The organism is Enterobacter cloacae complex sp. GYL001 (genome assembly GCF_049237125.1).
GTDB lineage: Bacteria > Pseudomonadota > Gammaproteobacteria > Enterobacterales > Enterobacteriaceae > Enterobacter > Enterobacter hormaechei_C.
Genome location: NZ_JBMKGW010000017.1, coordinates 47,038 through 60,808 on the forward strand (window position 1 = coordinate 47,038; position 13,771 = coordinate 60,808).

Annotated in this window: 17 protein-coding genes; 5 read left to right on the plus strand and 12 right to left on the minus strand. The window is 50.0% G+C overall.

Features of this window, described 5'->3' with window-relative positions; genetic code table 11:
- Positions 1–16: 16 nt before the first annotated feature.
- From ACOTWU_RS21380 to ACOTWU_RS21395, 4 genes are all read right to left on the minus strand, one after another.
- On the minus strand, positions 17–439 hold the full coding sequence (locus ACOTWU_RS21380) for a DUF1380 family protein (protein WP_022650028.1): 423 nt from the start codon (positions 437–439) through the stop codon (positions 17–19).
- 55 nt (positions 440–494) lie between these two features.
- Positions 495–716 (minus strand): hypothetical protein, encoded by a 222-nt coding sequence (locus tag ACOTWU_RS21385; protein WP_022650029.1) that lies wholly within the window; start codon positions 714–716, stop codon positions 495–497.
- Positions 713–1,405, minus strand: a complete 693-nt coding sequence (locus ACOTWU_RS21390; RefSeq protein ID WP_022650030.1) for a DNA methylase — start codon at positions 1,403–1,405, stop codon at positions 713–715. The genes ACOTWU_RS21385 and ACOTWU_RS21390 overlap by 4 nt, the downstream gene beginning before the upstream one ends.
- 396 nt (positions 1,406–1,801) lie before the next feature.
- Positions 1,802–2,269 carry a hypothetical protein gene (locus ACOTWU_RS21395; protein ID WP_022650031.1) on the minus strand — a complete coding sequence of 156 codons (468 nt, stop codon included), beginning with the start codon at positions 2,267–2,269 and terminating at the stop codon, positions 1,802–1,804.
- A gap of 365 nt (positions 2,270–2,634) precedes the next feature.
- On the opposite strand from ACOTWU_RS21395, the gene umuD reads away from it, so the two are divergent.
- Positions 2,635–3,063 (plus strand): translesion error-prone DNA polymerase V autoproteolytic subunit, encoded by a 429-nt coding sequence (umuD, locus tag ACOTWU_RS21400; RefSeq protein WP_022650032.1) that lies wholly within the window; start codon positions 2,635–2,637, stop codon positions 3,061–3,063.
- Positions 3,063–4,334, plus strand: coding sequence for a Y-family DNA polymerase (locus tag ACOTWU_RS21405; RefSeq protein ID WP_022650033.1), 1,272 nt, complete (start codon positions 3,063–3,065; stop codon positions 4,332–4,334). Before umuD ends, ACOTWU_RS21405 begins: the two co-directional genes overlap by 1 nt.
- A gap of 3 nt (positions 4,335–4,337) precedes the next feature.
- On the opposite strand, the gene ACOTWU_RS21410 is transcribed toward ACOTWU_RS21405, so the two are convergent.
- Together ACOTWU_RS21410 and parM are read right to left on the minus strand one after the other, a co-directional pair.
- Complete coding sequence (locus tag ACOTWU_RS21410) at positions 4,338–4,727, minus strand: plasmid partitioning/stability family protein (protein WP_022650034.1); 390 nt, start codon at positions 4,725–4,727, stop codon at positions 4,338–4,340.
- 4 nt (positions 4,728–4,731) lie between these two features.
- On the minus strand, positions 4,732–5,703 hold the full coding sequence (gene parM / locus ACOTWU_RS21415; RefSeq protein ID WP_022650035.1) for a plasmid segregation protein ParM domain-containing protein: 972 nt from the start codon (positions 5,701–5,703) through the stop codon (positions 4,732–4,734).
- A 236-nt stretch (positions 5,704–5,939) separates the two neighbouring features.
- Here parM and ACOTWU_RS21420 point away from each other — a divergent pair, with 236 nt between their 5' ends.
- Both ACOTWU_RS21420 and ACOTWU_RS21425 read left to right on the plus strand, forming a co-directional pair.
- Positions 5,940–6,578, plus strand: coding sequence for an AAA family ATPase (locus ACOTWU_RS21420; RefSeq protein ID WP_022650036.1), 639 nt, complete (start codon positions 5,940–5,942; stop codon positions 6,576–6,578).
- Positions 6,578–6,856, plus strand: a complete 279-nt coding sequence (locus tag ACOTWU_RS21425) for a hypothetical protein (RefSeq protein ID WP_022650037.1) — start codon at positions 6,578–6,580, stop codon at positions 6,854–6,856. Before ACOTWU_RS21420 ends, ACOTWU_RS21425 begins: the two co-directional genes overlap by 1 nt.
- Positions 6,857–6,954: 98 nt before the next feature.
- Here ACOTWU_RS21425 and ACOTWU_RS21430 read toward each other — a convergent pair whose 3' ends face one another.
- From ACOTWU_RS21430 to ACOTWU_RS21455, 6 genes are all read right to left on the minus strand, one after another.
- Positions 6,955–7,734, minus strand: coding sequence for a site-specific integrase (locus ACOTWU_RS21430; protein WP_022650038.1), 780 nt, complete (start codon positions 7,732–7,734; stop codon positions 6,955–6,957).
- On the minus strand, positions 7,731–8,063 hold the full coding sequence (locus tag ACOTWU_RS21435; RefSeq protein WP_032623564.1) for a hypothetical protein: 333 nt from the start codon (positions 8,061–8,063) through the stop codon (positions 7,731–7,733). Before ACOTWU_RS21435 ends, ACOTWU_RS21430 begins: the two co-directional genes overlap by 4 nt.
- 25 nt (positions 8,064–8,088) lie before the next feature.
- Positions 8,089–8,754, minus strand: coding sequence for a hypothetical protein (locus ACOTWU_RS21440; protein ID WP_022650040.1), 666 nt, complete (start codon positions 8,752–8,754; stop codon positions 8,089–8,091).
- A 30-nt stretch (positions 8,755–8,784) separates the two neighbouring features.
- On the minus strand, positions 8,785–9,114 hold the full coding sequence (locus ACOTWU_RS21445) for a hypothetical protein (protein WP_022650041.1): 330 nt from the start codon (positions 9,112–9,114) through the stop codon (positions 8,785–8,787).
- 46 nt (positions 9,115–9,160) lie between these two features.
- On the minus strand, positions 9,161–9,475 hold the full coding sequence (locus tag ACOTWU_RS21450; protein ID WP_022650042.1) for a hypothetical protein: 315 nt from the start codon (positions 9,473–9,475) through the stop codon (positions 9,161–9,163).
- 559 nt (positions 9,476–10,034) lie between these two features.
- Positions 10,035–13,154, minus strand: coding sequence for a hypothetical protein (locus ACOTWU_RS21455; RefSeq protein WP_012477567.1), 3,120 nt, complete (start codon positions 13,152–13,154; stop codon positions 10,035–10,037).
- A 315-nt stretch (positions 13,155–13,469) separates the two neighbouring features.
- Between ACOTWU_RS21455 and ACOTWU_RS21460 the strand changes: the two genes are divergently transcribed.
- Positions 13,470–13,754 (plus strand): hypothetical protein, encoded by a 285-nt coding sequence (locus ACOTWU_RS21460; protein WP_022650043.1) that lies wholly within the window; start codon positions 13,470–13,472, stop codon positions 13,752–13,754.
- The last annotated feature ends 17 nt before the right edge of the window (positions 13,755–13,771 follow it).

Below are 13,771 nucleotides of genomic sequence, written 5' to 3' on the forward strand. Positions count from 1 at the left end.
GCTCCCCCGGCCGTTCTCAGGCTACCAGCGCGTCTTTCAGTGCGTAGACGTCATTCCTTGCTTCCTTTACGGAATCGGGTTCAGGCCGCCCGGCCTCCCAGGCCATTCCGGCGCGATGCTCCAGCTCACACTCATAGTCGCGCAGGACGCGTGCAAGTAAAGCTGCGGGTACACTCACCTGGCGGTTTGCCGCTTCCCGCTGATGGGTCAGGAGATCGCTGACAGTCAGATTATTTACCCCCTCCTGGCGGTATTGCGTCATTTTCATTTCACCAAGCGCCTTCATCACCGCCCGGATTTCAGCCTCGTCCGGTTCTGGCTGGGTTTCACGGCAGGCCACGCTAATCCCCTCTTCCGTCCAGACCAGCAGGACCAGGGGTTCGTCAGACGTGAACATGGTTTCAAGCTGTACACAAAGTTCTTTGCGGGTTCCGTACATTTTTTTATCTCTTTCGTAAGTGGTTACAGGCCGGGCATCAGCCCGGCAGGGTCAGTCAGCCCTGAAAGGTTTCGTCCAGCACCAGGGCTTCGCGGTAGGCTTCCAGAAGCAGGGTGTTGATCCGGCGCAGGGTCTGGGCGGCCATACGTTCAGCCAGCGTTGCCGCGTCGTGCCGGTGCTGAGATTCGAGGCGGTTCAGCAGCATCCGCACGTCACACATGGCATTGCTGAGCTCGGCCACGTCCGCGCGCAGGGATTCAAGGCCCGGGTAGTTCATGCCGCCTCCGGATAATCAGGGTAAAACGTACCGTCATTGGCCGCCGGCATCCTTCTCGCCCGTTCAACCTGTGCCAGACGGCGAACGCCGGCGGCGTGGTACTGCTCAAGCATCTCGATCCCGATATAGCGGCGGCTGGCTTCGGCGGCGGCCACGCAGGTGGAGCCGCTACCGGCGAACGGGTCAAGGACAATGGCCCCCGGACGCGTGAGCGATTCAATCAGTGGCCGCAGGCTCTGCACCGGCTTCTCCGTCGGATGGTGTCTGTTGCCCGTGTATTTCCAGGGGATCACGTCCGGGATGGGGCGGTCCGGGGTTTGCGGTCGCCCCTTCGCGAGCAGGTAAGCGTTCTCATGGGTGTAGCCCACGAACGTTGATTTGGAGGCATAACTCTTCGCAAAAACGATATGGCCAACAACGCGGAACCCGGCCGATTTCCACGCATTGAGAAACAGATCTGCGCGGTTCCATGCGTAAAAGCTCACCATCAGACTGTCGTTTTTGAGTACGCGGTACATTTCGTGGCACGCTGGCTGAAGCCATTCCGACGAATTGTCCCCGGCCAGAGTGCGACCGGTACGGTCCTTAAAGCCAACCAGATACGGGGGATCGGTAAGAATAAAATCAACGGCACGTGCCGGAAAACGGGACATCACCTGCACGCAGTCACCCAGGATATAACGGGACATAGACACACTCCTCTCTGATATGCGGCACCCTGTTGCGCCGTGCCGCCACAAAAACCCGGCTCTGAGCGGAGGGCGCAGGGGCGACGCCGCAAGCCGCAGCGCAAGCCTTTCACGGGCTGAATGCACCGTGAAAGGTGCGAACGGGTGAGGACGGAGACAACGTGAACCCTTGCGACCGCAGCGGCCGGGTTAGCGTGAAGGCACGGCGTTGAACACGCCGCCGGCTGGCGGCAGAAAGGCGGAGGGCACCGACATCCTTTGGTACTGATTCTGGTAGCTGAAGTAGCCTCCCGTGTATGACAGAATGACCATAAGTGCGTGTCAGTACACCACTTTGTAGGATCATAAGCCTGGTATGTTTTGGGACGCCTCCGGTCGGTGGCGTCCTTTTTTCCGTTAGCCCCCCTTTACGTGGTCGATAGCGAACTGCAATGTGTCCCAGTTAAAACCGATGCAGGCATCATGGCTGTGGTAACAGACACGCATGGCTTCAGCAATCTCCCCCTCTGTCAGGCTGTCATTGAGGGACATAAAGTCATCAGCCAGCCAGAACGTTCCCATACACAGCGCATCCTGCGGATACTGCTGTAGCCGTGCGATGTGATCTGCCACGGTTACTCCCTCGCGGCAGGCAGATAGCGACGGCAGCACACGATCGGCAATGTCATTCCAGTTCCACTCTTCGTCCTCCGGAACTGCCTCTTGAATAGTGCCGGTTTCCACACCCGGCATCAGGGAAAGCTGCTCCAGCACCTCCCCCAGGTAAAGTCGTTCTCCGCAGGCATCCTCACTCCACAGATAATGGTTGTTGATATACACGGCAAACTCGCCGTTGTTGAGTTCAATACAGGTCAGTCTGAACATGGCTGTGTCCTAAGCATCCGGCACCCAGTTGCACCGTGCCGACACGACAGCCCGACTTCGAGCGGAAGATGCAGGGGCGACACCGGAGGCCGCAGCGCAGATAAACAGCGATGACGTTCTGGACGGTTCTCCCGCGAATATTGAGCGGGAGAACGACGGGAAGAATGGCATCAGGCGTAAAAATCTGCGACCGGGCGAGGATGGCGGCGGAGCGAACCCTTGCATCTGAAGCGATCGGGCTAAAGTAAAGGCACGGCGGGGAACTTCTTTAGGCAACATAGAGTTAAAAAATGGGCAAAGCAAAAACTTGAAAGTACACTCAATAAAGTAATAATACTGTATATAAATACAGTTCGGAGGTGCCTATGTTTGAATTATTGCGTGTCGATTGCGAGCCGGAAATTATCCCAATCCCTCTTTATAGCGAGGGATGCCCGGCGGGGTTCCCGTCCCCGGCGCAGGACTATGTCGAAGCCGAACTTGACCTCAACGATTACTGTATATCCCGACCCAGTTCGACATATTTTGTGCGAGCTATTGGTAATTCCATGACTGATATTGGGCTACATTCTGGCGATCTGATGATTGTTGATAAAGCCGAAAATGCACACCACGGCGATATCGTTATAGCTGAGATTGAAGGTGAATTTACTGTTAAGAGATTATTGTTGAAACCGAGACCAGGGTTACAGGCAATGAATCCAGCCTACCCTACTCTATGGCCAGAACCTGAGCAGCTACAAATTTTCGGTGTCGTAACTGCCTTTGTACATAAAACCCGGGGACATGACTGATGTTCGCCCTGGCAGATGTGAACAGCTTCTATGCGAGTTGTGAGAAGGTCTTTCGTCCTGACTTACGTGATAAACCGGTGGTCGTTCTTAGCAATAATGATGGTTGTGTAATAGCCAGATCGAAGGAAGCGAAACAGCTTGGGATCAAAATGGGGATTCCCTGGTTCCAGCTGAAGACAATGCAGTTCCCGGAGAAAGTGCTTACGTTTTCCAGCAATTATGAGCTTTACGCGAGTCTGAGCAACCGGGTCATGGCACATCTGGAAGAACTGGCGCCCCGCGTAGAGCAGTACAGCATCGACGAGATGTTCCTGGACATTCGCGGCATCGATGGCTGTACCGACTTTGAAGATTTCGGCCGGCAGCTGCGCGAGCACGTCCTAAGAGGAACCGGACTGACAATTGGCGTTGGGATGGGGCCAACAAAAACTTTAGCAAAATCAGCGCAATGGGCTTCAAAAGAGTGGCCGCAATTTGGGGGCGTGCTGGCCCTGACTACTGACAATCTTCGTAGGACGGAGAAACTGCTCTCACTGCAGCCAGTAGAGGAAATCTGGGGGGTTGGTCGCCGCATAGGCAAAAAGCTGAATACATACGGCGTGACGACTGCGCTACAGCTGGCGCGCATGAATCCTGCCTTTGTACGCAAAAACTTTACCGTAGTGCTGGAGCGAACCGTACGCGAGCTGAACGGTGAGGCCTGTATATCTCTTGAAGATGTACCGCCCGCGAAGCAGCAGATTGTCTGCAGCCGATCATTCGGGGAGCGCATCACCACTTACGAAGCGTTGCGGCAGGCTATCTGCCAGTATGCCGAACGCGCGGCTGAAAAACTGCGGGGAGAGCATCAGTTCTGCCGGCACATATCGGTCTTTATCAAAACCTCCCCTTTCGCAGTCAACGAAGCGTATTACAGCAACGTGGCCAGTGAAAAACTTCTTGTGCCTACCCGTGACACCCGGGACATCATTAACGCCTCAGTAAAGGCCCTGGATCGTATCTGGATCGACGGGCATAGATATGCAAAGGCTGGCGTAATGCTGAATGACTTCACCCCTACGGGAGTAGCACAGTTAAATCTTTTCGATGACGTTAAGCCGCAGGAACGAAGCGAGGAGCTTATGAAAGCCCTGGATGGCATAAACCATTCAGGGCTCGGGAGGGTATGGTTTGCTGGCCGCGGAATTGCACCAGAATGGCAAATGAAAAGAGAGATGCTTTCTCCGGCATACACGACCAGGTGGTCCGATATCCCCAAAGCCTCAATTTGAGTATCAGAAGAGGCCTTTCATTTTGACCCGGGCCTCTTCCAGTCGACGCTGCTCATCATCTTCAGCAATTTCAGGCTTGATTGCAGAATCAAAATTTCCTGCGCCCAGTTCTGCAAGCACATCACGGATATTGGCCTGGGATGGCTTCCATCCCGTTGTCTGACTGATTAAACCTACCAGGCTATCCGCCGTGAAACTCTTATCCAACAACAGCGCAAGTAAGCCAGGAAGCCGCGGGTCGAGGTGGTGAAGTGCTAAGCCGGAAATAAGCGCTCTCCTATATAAATCTCCTCTATCGTTCCGTGGGACAGAATCAATAATGTCTAAAGACACATTGTCCGCCACCTGGTCCGGATGAAGATAAACAGTAAACTTCTTCCGTTCCTCGCTCACAGTCCTATTCCCCTTTAAATGCAGCGATGGCTTCTACGAGTGATGTTTGCGGTGAATCCATCATGACAACCTTCGAGCCCAGATGTTGCCATGCTGCTTTAACAGCATCCTCGATCAGTGGCGCACCGCCACCAACAATATAAACGCGGTTAACGTCCCTAAACCCAGCCAAGTCATCGACAACCTGGGCACCCAGTGTAGCGATCGCGCTATCGATGGTATCCAACACCAGTGCCGTCTTGCTTTCGTCGTTGATAACCTGCCGGACGAAGTCAGCGTTTGTACGCTGTTTGATAAGTTCATCGGCGACCATAGCACTCGTGTTGCTGGAAGCCATTTTTAACGCCGTGAGTGCAGCGTTCGTTACCAGCGATACGCCGATATCAGAATTTCCGTGTATCGCGCTGACAGAGTCGAACTGGCCAACGATAACGCCAACGTCGAGAGTTGTACCTCCGAGGTCAATCACCAGAGACTTTTCGAACTGCCCTACATTGTCTTTCACCAGACGTTCAAATACGGCAGGCAAGGATTCTGGCATGACTTCGACGTGCTCGATGGTAAACACCTCGCCTTTGTTCAACTTGACTGGACGCATCAGGTTGTCGATTTTCCTCTGAATATTCAGCTCATTCTTCTGACAATCCCTTGTGTAGAACTCACTGATAGGCAAAGTAACAGTCAGTGAGACAGGCTGAGGTTTCAGCCCGCTGTTCAGAAGTGCATGGTGAACCGCCAGAACGTTTACATCGGTATATTGATACTCAATATGAGTAGTAAGAATGGATTCATTGCTGACTTCGTCATAGGTGTATTTTTTACCTTCAAGCTCATAGTTGAAGGTCTGACGTACGCCCATACCTTCCACCTTCCAACCCTGACGAAAAGAGTTAGATGACAATGACTTATAAAGTTTCTTATTGTGGAGCCATGCAAGTTTTACAGTTGTAGAACCATCATCACAATACACTTTCATCCTGAACCCCTTAATACTCAAATTGAGAAAAATGATTGAACTTAAGTGCCTAAGCACTCAGATTGAGTATTAAATCATAAGTATGAAATATTAAAACACAAGTAATATTTATGATTTATTAAAAAATAAATCATATCTCACACTTCATACTTCATATTTTTGATTACAGTTGTTGACTATAACTACGTATGTGACAAAATAAATCATACTTCACACATCATATTTATGAGGCAGAAATGATTACTGTCGTAGGTGGAAACAAAGGCGGTTCAGGTAAAACTACAACGGCATCAAACTTAGCAATAGCTCTAGCCCATGAGGGCCAAGACGTATGCCTGTTAAATGGAGACTTACAACGGACGGCCGCTAAGCACCATGCTGAGCGTGAAGCATCGGGGATAGAGCCAACTTTCACGCTCATCGAAAAATTCGATAATCTGACACAAACCCTTCGAGCATTAGACGAAAAGTATGATCATGTAATCGTGGATGTGGCAGGCAGAAACTCAAGAGAGTTCATTACTAGTGGAGTAGTCGCACATCAGATCATTGCACCATTACAATGCTCACAGCCCGACCTTGATACATTGACGGAACTTGCTCAGCAGATTGAAGCTATGCGTGATCTCAACCCTGAACTGAAGGTCTATTGCTTACAAAGCATGGCCACAACAAACCCAGTGCTAAGAGGAAATGAGCGGAAGGAGTTTCTGGAATACCTTGAAGAGTTTCCAACTATTGAAACGCTGCAAACAGTAATCTGTTTCCGCAAGGTCTATCGAGATTGCATGAGCAATGGAACGGGTGTCGTAGAAACGAATAATGAAGCGGCTAAAGCAGAAATTATGCAGCTAATGAAAGAGGTATTCGCATAATGGTTAAAAAGCCGAGCCAGCAAGCGACAAGCAGAACAGGTGTCACAGCAGAACAAGCTGAAGCCCTCGCGCAGCGCCTTGCCGATAAACCCTACGGAGCACCAGAAAAACCGGAACCTGAAAAACAGTGCCGCACGACAATCTCATTAGGGGAGTCTATGTTAGTGAAGGTCGAAGATATAGCACTGCGGAACAAGCGTAACGGGAAAGATCCTAAAAACGTCAGTGCAATAGTCAGAGAAGCCCTTGAACTTTACTTTCAGAAAACTGGCGAGTAAGAACGATATTACATCATAAGTATGATGTGTGAAGTATGACTTAGGCCGCATTAGCGGCCTTTCCAATATCATGCAGGTCCTCATAGCTTACAGAGAAGTTAAATGGTTCCTTTAAGTAATGACACAGCTTCAGTCTCCGGCATCTGGAACTGCACGCGGTGACGCGCCGCCACATCCAGCGCAAACACTTTCGTGTACACCTCCGTCGAGCTGATGCTCTTATGCCCCATTAAACTCTGAAGCACCTTGAGAGGAATACCGGCATACAGCATGTGCATGGCATAGCTGTGGCGGAATGTGTGCGGTGTCACCGGCACGGAGAACGTCACCCCGTCAGCCGCTGCTGCTTCAACCGCTTCGCTGAGCCAGGTGCGGACCGTCCGGTCGGTAATTTCCCAGATGCGCGCCTTCTCGGTTCTGCCGCTTCGCTTGTTACGTCGTTCAAGAGGTATTTTCAGCGTGGCCACCATCATTTCCAGCTGGCTGACATAGCTCGCATCGGAAAGCGGTACCAGCCGGTGAGCCTGACTGCCGGCGGGTGCCCGGCCTGCCGTTCTGGCGGCTTTTTCAGTCCTTTGTTTGAGTGTGGCCAGCTGCACGAAAGGGTAGGGTGGCACCAGGGAAAAATCACTCCGGGTCAGCGCCAGCGCCTCGTTAATACGGGCGCCGGTGTTCCAGAGGGTGGCCAGCAGCATCTTGCGGTGCAGATCAGGCACATAGTGGAGCAGGGCGCTCACTTCCGGCGCCAGCAGATATTTCGGCAGTTCGTCCTGAACGAGGGCCATCTGGCGCAGGGCCAGTGCGGCAGGGTAGTCGATGGCCACCGGCAGCTGCGCGGCCGAAAATGAGACACCCTGGCCGGGTATTGCCGGCATCATTGCTTGTTGTCCCTGCCGGACAGGTATTGCTCTGTAAGTCGTGCCAGTGCTTTCTGCGCGTAATCTTCGCCCGGGAGCAGACTGATTTCACCCCGGCGTTCCATCCCGGCGCCGATGGCGCTCAGCGTCGTCATCACCGGCAGCAGCCGGCGCAGCTGCTGGGCATGTCCGCACGCTGTACGGATACGATCGGCAAACGCATCCTCATCGCGGGAATATGTCCCGGGCGCAGGACGTTCCCTGCCGTCCTTTTCAGACTGCAATTGCTGACACAGTTTCAGCAGGGAAATAATGTCATTGGCGGCTTCGTTTGCGCATGGTCCGTTCATATATCTTGGTATCACCCTAATTTCCTTACAAATCATAGTCAGGAACCTCACGAGCTTGTCGTGCTCTGGACTTTCGTTGTTTTCGCCACTCAGCCCATAAGACGTTCTGTACTGACCAGGGGCTGTTATTATCAAGGTGTGATGAAGGCATGGCATTAAGTCGCCTCAGTCGCCTGGCCAGTATCATGGCACGCAGACCCAGACGTGAATACTGATAACGGCGTTCTTTAAAGGTCATCTGCCAGTCGGGAGGATTATCATAGTCACTGACAATACTGATATAACGGCTGGCTTCTGGGATCAGCACTGACAGTTCACGAATACGGTAAAGAATCCTGCTGGGTAGTACCCGCCAGTCACCGTCAATATCCTCTGTTGAGAATGGCTCAGCGCTAATACCAGTACGTGTGTACCCTTTATCATCTTCAAACCCTTCATCATTAACCACCTCCGCGCATCCCTGGGCAAATCGTTCGAGGCGAAATACCAGCTGAGTGGAAATAAAATAAAGCTCAGATTCTCGCTTTGTCGCTGCTGCTTCCTTCTCCCGCTGGGTTATCAGCCGCTGCCCGTACCACACACCACCGAATGCAGCACCTGCAGATGAAACCGCCGTAATGATCTGCGGCCACAGGCTGGCGCTGTCCTTCACCACCTTCACGCCTTCGGTCGCGATAAACCAGTCAGCCATATTTGCTCCCTTACTGAAAAATCCCGCCGGTCATACTGACGCAGCGTCTTCACGGAACGGCTCAAAGGCCAGCAGGGCGTCAGCCCTGGAGGCCAGCTCGGTACAGTCCCCGCGCTGCGGGTCGATCTCTTCATCTATGGCCTCGTTATACCGCATGCGCAGCCGCCATCCCGTCACGGGAGGTGCGTTCTGTATGGCCAGCACCATCCCTTCCGGCGACAGCAGTTCGCGGAGGGTGTAGCAGGCGCCGATCCGGGTCGAGTCCCGCAGCCACATCACGGGGTACTCGCTGACCAGCTGGTCATACACGCATTCCGGCGTATGGAAGTAATTCCCGTCCGCCCTGCATAAATCACACATAATCCTTCCTTAACTGAGAATTCCGCCTGCAAGCCTTGTGAAGCCATCACCAGAACAGTAAACCATTCGTTTTAAAAATCTTATCGATGAGGCAGGCTTTCCACGGCGGACAGCTGTGTTCATACTGCGGCAGATGGTAATCACCGGTGAGCACCCAGAAATCAGGCTGGCCTGATTGTTCTGCCACCATTCTGCCGTTTCGTTTGAGAATTTTTGGAGATCGCCATTCCTGACGCCGGCGGGCTGTCTCGACTGGGCAGTCCTCATTAAGGCCAGAGTAAAGCCACAGCTCTTGATGGCCATATACATCCTCAAGCTCCCGGACCACATCGTAAAATGATCTAAATGTTGGTTTCCCCATACCTCGCCTCAAAAATAGTATCTGGTTCAATAGTCACTCAGAGTAATGATGACGCGAAGGATAATCACCTGTGCAGTCACTCACCTGAATATTCCCCTGCTTATTTTTCCTGTCGTGAATATCACCAGAATAATAATAAGCAGCCATATAACCACTCCATTAAATTACCGGATGGCCGTTCCGGTCAGATCCGATTTTCTGGCTATCCGCAACTTACCGGAAGTGTAACACGGTCAGAGAATAAGCGAAGCGCTCTTTTCGGCCCCTTCTTATCGGGTACAGGTGAGGGGAGATAACACAATATATAGAAGAAAAAGCAGCTGACGGAGTGGCATATCTTGTATTTTCGTGCCGCTGCGCGCCGGGGCGTTTCCGTAAGATCCGGAACAACCTTTTTTCGGATCTCAGGAGTGGAAGAGAACGATTATTGCAGAATAAGCACAAAAAACAGTGAATTGTTGTTATGAGTAGATTATTGCTATAAGTATCGCAATTTGAATTAATTATTAACAACAAAGCAATTTAACAGCGACCCCATCCGGGGTCACCTTAATTTTGCTCAGCGATGTTCAAACCGGGCCACCAGTGGACCAGTGATTTCCATCTCCATTTCCCAGAGCGTTGTCATCACGCCTTCAAGTGGATTGTCACTACTGCTGTAGAAGGTGTTAAAAAGGGTTCCATCCGGGTACCTGAACAGCCTGAGTTCACCGAAGGATTCCGCGCTGACCATAACCGAAAATTCCTGTTCGGAATTGAGGACAAGGTAAATAAGACAGTTATTGATCCTGAAGGGCAGAGTGCGGCTACCTCTGGCTGAAACATCAACCTGTATGCTAAACGCGTCATGCCTTTCCGGCTGATAAACCAGTTCCCTCAGTTCTTCGCTAAAGCGGGAACCATAGCTCACCAGTATGTAATACTGCTGATCGGCGGACCGTTGCGCGACTTTCATTAACAGTGTTTCGAGGTTTTTGACCTTCATCGTTAATTTAGCCTGTGATTGCCACAGTAAATTATGCAGTCTGTGGTAAATATTTGTCCTAACATCTGATACAGACGGAAAATCTCCGTAGAAATTACTATTAAGTTCTCTGGCAACATAATCTTTGGGAACACTCACAGGAATGTATCTCACCAGCCAGTTGCGATCGCATTCTGAATTTTGAGAAAAAGTGAAGTAGTTAAGCAGAGTATCTTCAGACAATACCCCAGGAAGTTCTTTTGTCAGACGAGTGTCGGTATTCCTGAGACGTTCAAGATCTACTTCGGCAGCAACGATATCTGCCACTTTGCTGCGACTGAAGACCTCAATGTATTTATCCAGAACGTCATTAAAGAAAACCACGTTCGTTGCATAATCCGCGTCTGAAATGATATAGCCTTCATAAGGGACTGAAGGATCACGTTTCAGCCGTTCAAGAACAGAAATTATTCTCACTTTACTGAAATAGGAAAACAACCCTCCCGCAAGGGCGTCATTAGCACGCTGCGTAACCTGCTCAGCAGGTCTGGCGAGCTTTATAGCCAGCAAGGAAAATGCTCCGTAGAGGCTCCCTAAATCCTCATGTACTCCTGTATACGTACGCCCCGGAATGTAAGGCCTTTCATTATATGAGTTCATAACCTCAATGGTTTCTGATAGCCCGCTGTACCAGTTTGTATTCGCATGAAGATTACAGTGCTCAATTCTCAGTATCATATCAATGATATCGACAGAACGTCTGAACGCAGGTGTCAGCGTATCATGAGTGTCTCTTTCTTCATATAATTCAGACGTAATGATATGGTTAACAAGATCAGCTAAATCTATCTTTTCTTGGGGTTCAAAATGCGCAATGAGATAACCTGCCATTAACAGGCGTAAATCAGACAAGGCATTTGCAAACATAATGGATAAGGCCGCATCTTTTTTATATGGACGCCCCCTGAGTAACATTGCCCACTGCGAGTCTGTTTCATCCAGAGACAGATAATCCGGAGTCAGGAAGAAACTGTGCCAGTGGTACTCTTCCTCCCAGTGCCGTGGAAACCGGCTCTGGTTAAACCAGAGACAGAGAACGTCGTGAGCATATCGTACGGAAGAAGCATTATCTGCAACCACTGACGGAATAAGCAGCCTGGCGGTGTTATGCAGATGATACATCAGGCGCCCAGTAGAATCTTCGCTCCCTGGTTTGCCAATGATCGAGCTCATACTCCAGCCCTCCCACAGGCCAATAAAATGGCGTACAAGTTCTTGATGAGTTTGCTCCTGGCTGGCCGAGAGGGTGACACCCTGTCCTGCTTTCCACTCGTTTAACACATGCCATACTCTGAAAAGCGAGAGTAAAAATTGTCTGAAATCGGTAAAATGAGTGCTCTGTGTTTTTCTGTACACATGCAATGGAATGGCCATCGATTCACGGAAATATTCGCCTGAATATTCCGTTGATTTTACGGATTCACGAAAAAACTTTCTCAATTCATAATGGAATGAATCGCTGAAAGTATGGCTAAAACCTGATTCTTTTACTTCATCCAGATAATTTTTATCAACCCCGTAGTTATAACTTCTTTTGATAGAGGTATAGGTATCTGTTAATCGTTCAATCCCTGTTCTGAAGACGCTAATATTTTTATCGTTAAGCGCATCGTAAGCCTCACCAAAGAAATCAAAAGTAATATCATCCAGATCCCTTTTGTTCTTAGGGCGCCCTGTTACAATACAACGGCTAAATAACCACCGCCACAATCCTGAAACAGGCTTGACATTTCTCGATGACAATAAAGTTAGTTCACCAGAACGAACACCAAAGGAGGGCAAAATGATAATTTCCGCATCCTGCCCATCTACCGCCTCTAGCCTTCTTAGCAGAAATAAAAGTGGCCTTATATAAATATCTATAACAACATCACCTTTACTGATATTAGATTTGACATGAAGCATGTCGTCTTTCTCTGAGATTGAGTAAGGCAGTATTTTAATATTACCGAGGTAATCCTCACCTATATTTACCCCCGGATATCGGAGCCAAGCAAGAATATATGCTTTTTGAATATAGTCATCCACTATCTGAGACAAAAAAAACTTATTCATTAGTCGATCGCGCTTGCTCTCATCCAGGACATTCAGACTCGAGACGAAGAACCAGATAGACAGAGTAATATTGAAAAGCATCCACACAAAAGCTGTTACGGCGAAAGAAGTATTAAGATATCCGTCACCTATAGATAACGTCATACCGCCCAACACGATAAATGCAGCCAGTAAAAGACCACTCAGGCCCGCAAACATATATCCGGAATGAAGTTGATACGCGGACTGAATATGGATCCTTGCTGATTTCTTTTGAAACAAAACACTTATAAGCCCCACAACCAGCGGAAAAACAATACCGATTATAGTCAACTGGCTACCCAGTAAATTAGACATCCAGTCTGAAAGCTTGGTAATGCCCTTAAAATGCTGCACAGCGAAAGGTTGCAATACAGGGCGAAAATATTCGACCACGCCAACAGCCCCGAAGGCTGCGGACCATAGAATTAGCATAGCCCGGACGTAATGGGTGGAGCAGGAAACAAGTATTCTCTCCACCGGGTTCCAGCGTAGTTTTTTGTAATCCCGGTTCGACTTCAGGCTCCGTCGGAGTTCAGCTCTCACCTGCCATGAGAGACTTTTTAGAAGTTTTCCAAACATAGATATTCTGCGTGTTCCATAAGAAATTTTATGAATAATAAGCGGTAGTGACCTTTTTTTCTCTGGAAAATGTCACCCGATGCCCTTCGTGCAAAGTTCGTCTCCCTGTTATCCGATTTAGCCAGAAACCGGATCTGCGCGGCGGGAAACACGCAAAGGATATGATAATTGAATCACTCACATAAAATCATACTAAGTGTGATATTTATCATTATTCATGAAATCACTTCTGATATGATATTAACTTAATATCAAATGAATCATACGTGATATGATTTTATCGCAATCTGTTACTCATTATTCCAGGAGCGCAGCATGTCCAGTACCGGGCCGACACTGAATCTCACCTATGACGAATTGCTTGACGAAATCAAAAGCATCCTTCGCGTGCTCAGCCGGCACAGCAGTTCTTCCCGGGATGACTCTTCCACCACGGCTGCCTTTGACAGGGGGAGTTGCAGCGGCGCCATTGCGCTCTGGTATTCACTGGCATTATCAATGAGGGCGCCGGGGCGCGACTGTGAGGAGGATCGCAGACAGCTTCGGCTTCTGGCCGGACTGATCCTCGAAAACCAGGAGCCGCCTGCCGATGGCCGCTGAGAAACACCGCCGCCCAT

What these genes read in the sequence shown, in the direction of transcription:
- ACOTWU_RS21380 (WP_022650028.1), bottom strand. Translation starts at nt 439, where the DNA reads ATGTACGGAACCCGCAAAGAACTTTGTGTACAGCTTGAAACCATGTTC.
- ACOTWU_RS21385 (WP_022650029.1), bottom strand. Translation starts at nt 716, where the DNA reads ATGAACTACCCGGGCCTTGAATCCCTGCGCGCGGACGTGGCCGAGCTC.
- ACOTWU_RS21390 (WP_022650030.1), bottom strand. Translation starts at nt 1,405, where the DNA reads ATGTCCCGTTATATCCTGGGTGACTGCGTGCAGGTGATGTCCCGTTTT.
- ACOTWU_RS21395 (WP_022650031.1), bottom strand. Translation starts at nt 2,269, where the DNA reads ATGTTCAGACTGACCTGTATTGAACTCAACAACGGCGAGTTTGCCGTG.
- umuD (WP_022650032.1), top strand. Translation starts at nt 2,635, where the DNA reads ATGTTTGAATTATTGCGTGTCGATTGCGAGCCGGAAATTATCCCAATC.
- ACOTWU_RS21405 (WP_022650033.1), top strand. Translation starts at nt 3,063, where the DNA reads ATGTTCGCCCTGGCAGATGTGAACAGCTTCTATGCGAGTTGTGAGAAG.
- parM (WP_022650035.1), bottom strand. Translation starts at nt 5,703, where the DNA reads ATGAAAGTGTATTGTGATGATGGTTCTACAACTGTAAAACTTGCATGG.
- ACOTWU_RS21420 (WP_022650036.1), top strand. Translation starts at nt 5,940, where the DNA reads ATGATTACTGTCGTAGGTGGAAACAAAGGCGGTTCAGGTAAAACTACA.
- ACOTWU_RS21425 (WP_022650037.1), top strand. Translation starts at nt 6,578, where the DNA reads ATGGTTAAAAAGCCGAGCCAGCAAGCGACAAGCAGAACAGGTGTCACA.
- ACOTWU_RS21430 (WP_022650038.1), bottom strand. Translation starts at nt 7,734, where the DNA reads ATGATGCCGGCAATACCCGGCCAGGGTGTCTCATTTTCGGCCGCGCAG.
- ACOTWU_RS21435 (WP_032623564.1), bottom strand. Translation starts at nt 8,063, where the DNA reads ATGAACGGACCATGCGCAAACGAAGCCGCCAATGACATTATTTCCCTG.
- ACOTWU_RS21440 (WP_022650040.1), bottom strand. Translation starts at nt 8,754, where the DNA reads ATGGCTGACTGGTTTATCGCGACCGAAGGCGTGAAGGTGGTGAAGGAC.
- ACOTWU_RS21445 (WP_022650041.1), bottom strand. Translation starts at nt 9,114, where the DNA reads ATGTGTGATTTATGCAGGGCGGACGGGAATTACTTCCATACGCCGGAA.
- ACOTWU_RS21450 (WP_022650042.1), bottom strand. Translation starts at nt 9,475, where the DNA reads ATGGGGAAACCAACATTTAGATCATTTTACGATGTGGTCCGGGAGCTT.
- ACOTWU_RS21455 (WP_012477567.1), bottom strand. Translation starts at nt 13,154, where the DNA reads ATGTTTGGAAAACTTCTAAAAAGTCTCTCATGGCAGGTGAGAGCTGAA.
- ACOTWU_RS21460 (WP_022650043.1), top strand. Translation starts at nt 13,470, where the DNA reads ATGTCCAGTACCGGGCCGACACTGAATCTCACCTATGACGAATTGCTT.